Source organism: Mycobacterium asiaticum, from assembly GCF_001668675.1.
GTDB classification, from domain to species: Bacteria; Actinomycetota; Actinomycetes; order Mycobacteriales; family Mycobacteriaceae; genus Mycobacterium; species Mycobacterium asiaticum_D.
This window is the reverse complement of the sequence record NZ_LZKQ01000156.1, coordinates 20,281-29,891: the sequence shown is the minus strand read 5'-3', so window position 1 is coordinate 29,891 and position 9,611 is coordinate 20,281. Positions and strand designations below refer to the sequence as shown.

Genomic DNA, 9,611 nt, shown 5'->3' with positions numbered 1-9,611 from the left:
GTTCAGCTTGCGCGCACTGCTGTACAAGCCGTTCGTGCGGCAGATCCGTACCACCCGGCAGATGCAGGAGCTGCAGCTTCTGCATCTCGAGCGCCATGCGCTGACGGTCCTTGCCGTACTTCTTCTGCAGCGCGAGCACGGGTTCAATCCGATCCTGGGCTGCCTGCCGATGCTGGCGCAGATCCCGGTGTTCCTGGGTCTGTATCACGTGCTGCGTTCGTTCAACAGGACGACCGGCGGCATCGGCTTGCAGCAGATGTCGGTGGCGCAGAACAAGCTCATCGGCAACTACGTATTCACCCCGGCCGATGTGCAGAACTTCTTGAAGGCCAACCTGTTCGGCGCGCCCATCGGCGCGTCGATGACACAGGGCGGCGGGCTGGATGCGTTCGAACATTTCAGCCGTCCCGCGGTGATCGCGGTCGGTGTGCCGGTGATGATTCTGGCCGGGGTCGCGACGTACTTCAACAGCCGCGCGTCGGTTGCGCGGCAGAGTCCGGAAGCCGCGGCCAATCCGCAGACGGCGATGATGAACAAGCTGGCGCTGTACGTGTTCCCGCTCGGGGTGGTGGTAGGCGGACCCTTCCTGCCGCTGGCGATCATCCTGTACTGGTTTGCGAACAACATCTGGACGTTCGGCCAGCAGCACTACGTCTTCGGAATGATCGAGAAAGAGGACGAGGCCAAGAAGCAGGAAGTGTTGCAGCGCCGGGCGGCCAACGCGCCCGCCCCGGGCGCCAAGCCGAAACGTACACCGAAGACGGGACCGGCAGCCGCTGCCGAAGGAGATACGGGCGGCACCGAAACGAGTGACGTCGAAGACGGCGCGACGGACGACAAACCGGCGAAAGGCACTCCGGCGCCCAAACCGAGCCCGGGCAACCGGAACAGCGGCCCTGGGCGTACCCCGCGGCCGGGAGCACGACCGAAAAAGCGCAAACGTTAGTCAGCGCACCCGAACTTGCCGGGGCTTGCCAACCAGGCCGCACCGCCCCGACTCGACGAGACAGGCAAGAAACGCGGCGCAGCGCCGCCAATAGCAACCCGTGGAAGAGGGGAGAACACCATGACCGACGCGGACACCACCGAACTGAACTCGGACGCCGCCACCGACGAGGATCTCACGACCGACGAGCGGGCCGACTCGGCCGACGACCTCGAGGAGCGGTTGGTCGCCGAGGGTGAGATCGCCGGCGACTATCTGGAAGAGCTGCTGGACCTGTTGGACTTCGACGGCGATATCGACCTGGACGTCGAAGGCAACCGGGCGGTGGTCAGCATCGACGGCAGCGACGATCTCAACAAGCTGGTGGGTCGTGGCGGCGAGGTGCTTGACGCGCTGCAGGAACTCACCCGGCTCGCCGTGCACCAGAAGACCGGTGTGCGGAGTCGGCTGATGCTCGACATCGCCAGCTGGCGGCGCCGGCGCCGGGAGGAGCTGGCGGCGCTGGGCGACAAGGTGGCCCGGCGGGTGGCAGAGACGGGCGAGCGCGAGGCGCTTTCGCCGATGACACCCTTCGAGCGCAAGATCGTGCACGATGCTGTGGCGGCGGTGCCCGGAGTGCACAGCGAGAGCGAGGGCGCCGAGCCCGCGCGACGGGTAGTCGTCCTGCGTGACTGACTCGTGACCCCGCGCGGCCGGACTGTGACCCGACCGTGATCGCCGGAGTTACAGGGCTGTAGTTCTGCGGGCATCGCGGGAGAGCGAAGGGATGTTTCACGTGAAACATGGCGATTCCCGCGCCGCCGAGCCCGCGCCGCCAGCTTCGGCCGGGGCCATGTTCGGACCCAATTTTGAGCTCGCTCGGCGCTATGCCGAGTTGTTGGCTACCGACGGCGTCGAGCGGGGACTGCTCGGTCCACGTGAGGCGGATCGCCTCTGGGAGCGGCATCTGTTGAACTCCGCGGTCTTCGCCGAACTGCTGGAGCATGGCGCCCGCGTGGTGGATATCGGCAGCGGGGCGGGCTTGCCCGGGATCCCATTGTTCCTCGCACGCCCCGATCTGCGGGTCGTGCTTTTGGAACCGCTATTGCGCCGCAGCGAGTTTCTGACGGAGATTGTGGAGAAGCTAGGCGTGCCGGTGGAAGTGGTCCGCGGCCGCGCGGAGGAGCGCGCGGTTCGAGACCGACTGGGTGGCAGCGATGCCGTTGTCTCCCGGGCGGTGGCGGCCTTGGACAAACTGACGAAGTGGAGTATGCCGTTGCTGAAGCACGACGGGCAGATGATCGCAATCAAGGGGGAGCGCGCCCCGGATGAAGTTCGGGAGCACCGGCGTGTGATGGAGGCTTCGGGTGCCACCGATGTAAGGGTGGTGAGATGTGGCGCGAACTATTTGGAGCAGCCCGCAACCGGAGTAGTGGCCCGTCGGGGAAGAGCTACGCGGCACAAGCAGCGGGCGGGCAGGGGAGCGGAATGAGATTCACCGCCAGGGCTGCGACGCCTGCTCTCGCACCGACCTCGACGCCCGCGACCTCCGTGCCGGCCACCCCGTCGCCCAGTCGGCAACACCCATCCGAGGCCAGATCATCACATGGGGTGGCAACGACGGCGTCGGGGGCGCAGAATCCCACCGTGAATGTTTCACGTGAAACATCGATCGAGATCGATACGCCCATCGGCGCCGCGGCCGAACGAGCGGTGCGCGTACTACACGCCACACACGAACCACTGCGGCGACCGCGCCAGCGCCGGCTCTTCACAATCGCGAACCAGAAAGGTGGCGTCGGTAAGACCACCACCGCCGTAAACCTCGCGGCCGCGCTTGCGGTGCAGGGGCTCAAGACGCTCGTCATCGATCTCGATCCACAGGGCAACGCGAGCACCGCGCTGGGCATCGCCGACCGTCAGTCCGGCACCCCGTCGTCGTACGAAGTCCTCATCGGCGAGGTGACGCTACAGGAGGCGATGCGCCGCAGCCCGCACAGCGAACGCCTGTTCTGCGTGCCGGCGACGATCGACCTGGCGGGGGCCGAGATCGAGTTGGTCAGCATGGTGGCCCGCGAGAACCGGCTGCGGAATGCGTTGGCGGAACTGGACAGCTTCGACTTCGACTACGTCTTCATCGACTGCCCGCCGTCGCTTGGGCTGCTCACCATCAACGCGCTCGTTGCGGCGCCCGAGGTGCTGATCCCGATCCAGTGCGAGTACTACGCGCTGGAGGGGGTGTCCCAGCTGATGCGCAACATCGAGATGGTGAAGTCGCATCTGAACCCGCAACTCGACGTGACCACCGTCATCCTCACCATGTACGACGGCCGCACCAAGCTCGCCGACCAAGTGGCCGAGGAGGTGCGCCGGTACTTCGGGGACAAGGTGTTACGCACCGTGATCCCGCGCAGCGTCAAGGTTTCCGAGGCGCCGGGCTACAGCATGACGATCATTGATTACGATCCCGGCTCGCGCGGGGCGATGAGCTACCTGGATGCCAGCCGTGAACTCGCGCAGCGCGATCGACCACCAGCCGGGAGGGGATGACGAATGACGAATCCGTCGCGTAGGAAGGGCGGCCTCGGCCGGGGGTTGGCCTCGTTGATTCCGACCGGGCCGGCCGAGGGGGAGAGCGGCGCGTCTCCGTTCGGACCGCGGATGGGTTCCGCCGCGGCTGACGTCGTGATCGGCGGACCGCTGCCCGACGCCGCCGCCATGGGTGCGGTGTACCGGGAGATCGCACCCTCGGACATCGAGCCGAACCCGCGGCAGCCGCGGCAGGTGTTCGACGATGAGGCGCTCTCGGAATTGGTGCACTCGATCCGCGAGTTTGGACTGCTGCAGCCAATCGTGGTGCGCGCCGTGCCGGCGTCCCCGGGTGGCGCGCGATACCAGATCGTGATGGGGGAGCGGCGCTGGCGGGCGGCGCAGGAAGCGGGCCTGGCCACCATTCCGGCCATCGTGCGCGAGACCAACGACGACAATCTGTTGCGCGACGCGTTGCTGGAAAACATCCACCGCGTGCAGCTGAACCCGTTGGAAGAAGCAGCGGCGTATCAGCAACTTCTTGACGAGTTTGGGGTCACCCACGACGAACTGGCCGCGCGCATCGGCCGCTCGCGTCCATTGATCACCAACATGATCAGGCTGCTGAAACTGCCGATCCCGGTGCAGCGACGGGTGGCCGCGGGCGTGTTGTCCGCCGGCCACGCCCGGGCGCTGCTCTCGCTGGAGGCGGGCCCGGAGGCCCAGGAAGAGCTCGCGAGCCGGATCGTCGCCGAGGGCCTGTCGGTCCGGGCCACCGAGGAGGCCGTCACCCTGGCCAATCGTGGGGACGGCGCGACGCCGACGCCCCCGCGGCGCAAGCCGATCCAGATGCCCGGTCTGCAGGATGTCGCCGAGCGGCTGTCCAACGCCTTCGATACCCGGGTGACGGTGGCGCTGGGCAAGCGCAAAGGCAAGATCGTGGTCGAGTTCGGTTCGGTGGACGATCTGCAGCGGATCATCGACCTGATGACCGCAAAAAAGGTCTGAGGCCCCGCATCCGGTCATACCCTGTAATTACGTCACTGTGACACCCGCCCGGTGACGACGTGGCCGCTGGCCCGTCCGGACCACCAAAAATGACGGAGACATGCTGTGCCGCAACCAAATTCGAATTCCGGATGGCGGCGATGACGCAATGTGGCCAGTCAGTCGGCAGCGGTCGGGTGAACACTGGCCCAAAAGCGACCGACTCTCCTATCCTGGAAGGGTTGCCGGTGCGTATCAGCCTCGGAAGAGCCGGGCGGATCCCATGCGCGTGAGTACCGCACGGAGGCCAGGAGACTAGTGTCAGCTCGGATTACAGCGCTGCGGCTCGAAGCCTTCGAGCAGCTCCCCAAGCATGCGCGCCGATGCGTTTTCTGGGAGGTCGACCCCGCGACACTGGGTAAGGACGACCACCTCGCCGACCCAGAGTTCGAGAAGGAAGCATGGCTGTCGATGGTCATGCTGGAGTGGGGCTCCTGCGGACAGTTCGCGACCGCGATTCCGGACGAGCGCAGCCAGGCCGAACCACCCTGCCTGGGCTATGTCCTTTACGCCCCGCCGCGTGCGGTGCCAAGGGCGCACCGATTTCCCACCGGGCCGGTCTCCGCTGACGCGGTGCTGCTGACGTCGATGGGCATCGAGCGCGGGCTGGCCGACGATGACCTGCCGCACAACCTGATCGCCCGAGTCATCGACGAGCTGGTGCGACGCGGGGTGCGAGCGTTGGAAGCTTTCGGCCGGACCCAGGCCGCCACCGAGTTACAGCCGCCACTGGACGCCGATGTCCAGCCGGTGGTCGAAGCGCTGGGGGACTGTTCGGTCGAGCACTGCATCATTGATGCCGACTTCTTGTTGGACGTGGGTTTCGTGGTGGTGGCACCGCACCCCTACTTCCCGCGGCTGCGCCTCGAGTTGGACAAGGGTCTGGGCTGGAAGGCCGAAGTCGAGGCCGCGTTGGAGCGCCTGCTGGAAAATGCTCAGTTGCAACAGCCGGTGGGAGCGGCGTGCGCTGGGGGAGTGCCGACCGGTAATGCCGTGCAGCCCAACGGCGACTAGGTGCCGCTGATTCTGCTGGCCCGCTCCACGGAGAGCTCATGGGCCAGCAATTCCGCGAAAGTGAAAGTGCCGGTGGGCCGGTCGTTCTTGCCCAGTAGGTAGAGCCGCTTCACTGCGGCGAGAACGCCCTCGGCGATGGCATCGCGGGTCTGCGGCGACACCAACATCTCGCGGTCGCGCGGATTGGTGATGTAGCCGACGTCGACCTGTACGGTCGGCATCCTGGTGAGCCGCAACAGATCCCACGTCCGGCCGTGCACGCGGCAGTCACGTAATCCGGTACGTGCCACCACTTCTCGCTGGATGAAGTCGGCCAGGTTGCGTCCGATGGTGGACACCGAGCCATGCGAGTTGCCGAAGTGGAATGACGCCACGCCGTTGGCCGAAGGGCTGGTCTGGGTTTCGCAGCGCAGGCTGATCATCAAGTCCGCGCCAACGGAATTCGCGGTGGCTGCGCGCTCGGCGTCCGAGGGGCTGCGATTGGTGGGCCGGGAGAGGAAGGTCTCCATCCCGATCGCGGTCATCCGGCCTTCGAGCCGACTGGCCAAGTCCCACAAGATATCTGACTCGCTGATCGGGCCGGCCGGGCCTTGGGTGATCAGGCCGTGGTCGCTGCCGCCGCGGCCCGGATCGATGATGATCCGCTTGCCCGACAGCTTCGGCCCGGAGCTGCGCACCAGCTCTTCCTCGCGGATCGCGTGCGGTGAACCGCCGCTGACCCGCGAACTGAGAAAGTACAAGGACCGCAACGTTTCCGGCCCGCAGATACCGTCCGCCGACAGCCCGTACTCGCGCTGGTAGGACATCAACGCGTTGTGGGTCTGCAGCCCGAAATGACCGTCGACCAAACCGGTGTAGAAGCCCAGATCCTGCAGGCGTGCTTGCAAAGTCGCGACATCGTCGCCGTAGAGCGGGGCGCCGAACTGGTGATACAACGTGCGGGCACCGAGCCGGTAGGAGGCCTCCTTCAGCGCACGGTAGGTGGCCTCGCCGACGATGCCGTCCACCAGCAGACCGCGGTGCTGCTGAAAGGCCCGCACCGCGTAGTCGAGTTCCTCATCGAACACTTCGAGCGCGACGTGCCGACCGGTGGTCAGGTCCTCGTCGGGGTTGTCCAGCATTCCCAGCGCGGCCAGCGCCGCTCGGATCTCGGTGACAGCCGCACCGCGGTCGCCACAGCGCAGCGCGTCGCCGTCTTCGCGGCGCGGACTCGGCATACCAAGGGCCCTCCGGGACTATTGACATCGCATGCAAATGCAGCGCAGTTAACCGGTATTGTCGCAGATCCTCGTCAATATCCGGAAAACCCCAGGCCAATCGGGGACTCGTTTCGGCAACGAGATGGCCTCGCGGCGCGGGCGCGATGGAGCGAATCAGGCGAGGTTGGGCACCGCGTCGGAGAGTTCGCGCAGCAAGGCCGCCTTGCCTTTGGCACCGACGATGCGTTTCACCGGCTGACCGTCCTTGAACAGGATCAGCGTGGGTATCGACACCACCTGGAAGTCGCGCGCCGTCTCGGGGTTGGCGTCGACATCCAGTTTGGCGACGGTGAGGTCGGCGGAGCGTTCGGCGGCGATCTCCTCGAGCACCGGGGCCACCATCTTGCACGGTCCACACCAGGTTGCCCAAAAGTCAACCAGCACAGGCTTATTGCTGGACAACACGTCGCTGCCGAAGGAGGCGTCGGACACCTCGATCGTGGCGGACTTGTCCGATTCGCTCATCGCTGCGCTCCTATCAAATTGTCGGTGCTGCCGGTCTCTCCGGCCGCCTCGTGTTCGGCGAGCCACCGTTCGGCGTCGATGGCGGCGGCACAGCCACTGCCCGCCGCGGTGACGGCCTGTCGGTAGGTGCGGTCCACCAGGTCGCCGGCGGCGAACACCCCGTCCAGGGAGGTGCTGGTGGTGCGCCCCTGCACCAGTACGTACCCGTCCGGATCCAGGTCGACGGCGTCGCGGACCAGGGCCGAGCGCGGCTCGTGACCGATCGCGACGAACACTCCGGTCACCGGCAGGGTGGTCTCTTCACCGGTGACGTTGTCGCGTAGGCGCAGGCCGGTGACGGTGGTGTCGCCGTCGACTCCCAGCACGGACTTGTTCGTCAGGATCCGGATCTTCTCGTTGTCCTGCGCACGCTGGAGCATGATCTTGGAGGCGCGGAACTCCTCCCGGCGGTGCACCAGCGTGACACTGCGAGCGAAGCGGGTCAGGAAGGTCGCTTCCTCCATCGCGGAGTCCCCGCCGCCGATCACCGCGATGTCCTGATCGCGGAAGAAGAAGCCGTCACAGGTGGCGCATGAGCTCACCCCACGGCCCAGCAGTTCCTGCTCCCCGGGCACGTTGAGGTAGCGGGCGGCGGCGCCCATCGCCAGGATGACGGCGCGGGCGCGGAAAGTCTCGCCTTCGGCGGTCACCACGGTCTTGACCGGACCCTCCAGCGACACCGACTCGACGTCTTCCATGCGCAGGTCGGCGCCGAACCGCAGCGCCTGCTCGCGCATCTGGTCCATCAACTCCGGGCCGGTGATCCCGTCCCGGAAGCCCGGGTAGTTCTCCACCTCCGTCGTGGTCATCAGCGCGCCGCCGAACGCGGTGCCCTCGAAGACCAGCGGCTTGAGCTGAGCGCGGGCGGTGTAGAGCGCGGCGGTGTATCCGGCCGGGCCGGATCCGATGATGATCACATCGTGGATGGTGTCTGGGGCGGAGAAAGCGGTCATGCGGGCCTTTCGGAACCTTCCGGAAACTGAACCTGATCTGCAATCCTACGAACGCCAGCGTAGGCACTGCTGTTCCCGACAGCGACGCACCACACTCAGCCGTGCCTCAGCGGGGAATCGCGGTGCTCGCCAGCATCCCGGTGTCGGCGGCGCTGCAGTTCAGCGCCACCGCGTACGCGATCACCGTGTCGGGTGTGTCTCCGGGCATCACCAGCACCACCCCCGGGCGGGCATTGACGTCGACCGGTTGCGCGCCGAGCACCTGCGCGGACGCTGGATAACCCAGTCCAGCCAGGCAGGACGCCCGCTGGGCCCCGTTGGTGAGCGCGCCGAAATCGGGCGCGCGGTGCAGTAGTCCGCGGATCTCCTGATCCGACAGCGGTATCACCGGCACCGGGGTCGAGACGGTGATGTGGTTGGCGGTGGCCGGGGTGCTGGCCGTCGGCGGCGGCTCGTGGAGCAGGGCGGTGGTTCCGACGGCCACCGCGGCCACCACCGCGCACACCCCGGCGATGCCGGCGATCAGGCGGGCCGGGCGTACCGGGGGGCGGGCGGCGTGCGCGGCGCGGGGCTGTTCGGACGACGTTGCGCCGGCGGCGGCCAGATCGGTGCGCACCCGCTGCAGGGCCTGTAGCTGCTCGGCGGCCTGCGGGTCCGTGCGGATCTGTCTGCGCACCCGAGCAGCGGTGTCGTCGTCAAGCAGACCCGTTTGCAGGTCGGCTAGGAGCTCGACCGTCAGAGGCGGATCGTTGTCGTCGGACTCGGCGGAATGCATCGGCCCCAGTGTCCGCCATGTTCGTGACTCCGGTGGCGGCGGCATCCAGGTAGCCCAGCAACCGGGCGAGCCGGACCCGGGCCCGCGCGCAGCGGCTCTTGACCGTTCCCTCCGGCACGCCCAGCAGTGCGGCGGTCTCGGCGATCGAGTAGCCGTGCATGTCGACGGCGACCACCGCAGCTCGCTGCTCGACGGGAAGTCGCAGCAGCGCCCGGTGCACCGCGATCGCCGTCTCCACCTCCGCGGTGCGGTCGGCGACCGGATAGATGTCCTGCAGTGGCACCGTCGGCCGGGCTTTGGCACGGCGCAGCCGATCCAGGCAGGCGTTGAGCGCGATGCGGTGCAGCCAGGTACCGACCGCAGCGTCGTACCGGAAGGAGCCGGCGTTGCGGTGCGCCGACAGCATCGCCTCCTGCAGCGCGTCGTCGGCGTCCTCGCCGGACATGCTGACGAGCCTGGTGAGCCGGTACAGCTGGTGATGATGACGCCGGAACAGCTCGGCGAATGCGTGCGGGTCGCCTGCCACATGGGCGGCCAGTAGGTCGGCGTCGCTGTCTTGGCGCGCGCTGGTGGTTCCCCAGAACCTCACCGGCGGACAGTAACCA

At 67.1% G+C, this 9,611-nt stretch carries 11 protein-coding genes; 6 read left to right on the top strand and 5 right to left on the bottom strand.

Annotated elements, in window-relative coordinates; genetic code table 11:
- The 6 genes from yidC to A9X01_RS13860 all read left to right on the top strand — a co-directional run.
- A partial coding sequence (yidC, locus tag A9X01_RS13885) for a membrane protein insertase YidC (protein ID WP_065121336.1) occupies positions 1 to 946 on the top strand: 946 nt, incomplete at its 5' end.
- Positions 947 to 1,066: 120 nt separating this feature from the next.
- On the top strand, positions 1,067 to 1,621 hold the full coding sequence (locus A9X01_RS13880; protein ID WP_065121332.1) for a Jag family protein: 555 nt from the start codon (positions 1,067 to 1,069) through the stop codon (positions 1,619 to 1,621).
- A 91-nt stretch (positions 1,622 to 1,712) separates the two neighbouring features.
- On the top strand, positions 1,713 to 2,417 hold the full coding sequence (gene rsmG / locus A9X01_RS13875; protein ID WP_065121331.1) for a 16S rRNA (guanine(527)-N(7))-methyltransferase RsmG: 705 nt from the start codon (positions 1,713 to 1,715) through the stop codon (positions 2,415 to 2,417).
- Positions 2,414 to 3,475, top strand: a complete 1,062-nt coding sequence (locus tag A9X01_RS13870) for a ParA family protein (RefSeq protein ID WP_081282376.1) — start codon at positions 2,414 to 2,416, stop codon at positions 3,473 to 3,475. The genes rsmG and A9X01_RS13870 overlap by 4 nt, the downstream gene beginning before the upstream one ends.
- A gap of 3 nt (positions 3,476 to 3,478) precedes the next feature.
- A complete protein-coding gene (locus A9X01_RS13865) occupies positions 3,479 to 4,462 on the top strand; it encodes a ParB/RepB/Spo0J family partition protein (RefSeq protein ID WP_065121329.1) in 984 nt (327 codons plus the stop codon).
- A gap of 297 nt (positions 4,463 to 4,759) precedes the next feature.
- Positions 4,760 to 5,515, top strand: a complete 756-nt coding sequence (locus A9X01_RS13860; protein WP_065121328.1) for an acetyltransferase — start codon at positions 4,760 to 4,762, stop codon at positions 5,513 to 5,515.
- On the opposite strand, the gene A9X01_RS13855 is transcribed toward A9X01_RS13860, so the two are convergent.
- From A9X01_RS13855 to sigM, 5 genes are all read right to left on the bottom strand, one after another.
- Positions 5,512 to 6,732, bottom strand: a complete 1,221-nt coding sequence (locus tag A9X01_RS13855) for an N-acetylmuramoyl-L-alanine amidase (RefSeq protein ID WP_065121327.1) — start codon at positions 6,730 to 6,732, stop codon at positions 5,512 to 5,514. The genes A9X01_RS13860 and A9X01_RS13855 overlap by 4 nt on opposite strands.
- A 156-nt stretch (positions 6,733 to 6,888) precedes the next feature.
- Positions 6,889 to 7,239, bottom strand: a complete 351-nt coding sequence (trxA, locus tag A9X01_RS13850) for a thioredoxin (RefSeq protein ID WP_065034063.1) — start codon at positions 7,237 to 7,239, stop codon at positions 6,889 to 6,891.
- Entirely contained in the window at positions 7,236 to 8,231 is a 996-nt protein-coding gene (trxB, locus tag A9X01_RS13845) for a thioredoxin-disulfide reductase (RefSeq protein ID WP_065121326.1), read from the bottom strand. The genes trxA and trxB overlap by 4 nt, the downstream gene beginning before the upstream one ends.
- Before the next feature lie 106 nt (positions 8,232 to 8,337).
- Positions 8,338 to 9,006 (bottom strand): RsmA family anti-sigma factor, encoded by a 669-nt coding sequence (locus tag A9X01_RS13840; RefSeq protein ID WP_065121325.1) that lies wholly within the window; start codon positions 9,004 to 9,006, stop codon positions 8,338 to 8,340.
- Entirely contained in the window at positions 8,927 to 9,595 is a 669-nt protein-coding gene (sigM, locus tag A9X01_RS13835) for an RNA polymerase sigma factor SigM (protein WP_081282377.1), read from the bottom strand. The genes A9X01_RS13840 and sigM overlap by 80 nt, the downstream gene beginning before the upstream one ends.
- Positions 9,596 to 9,611 lie beyond the last annotated feature (16 nt).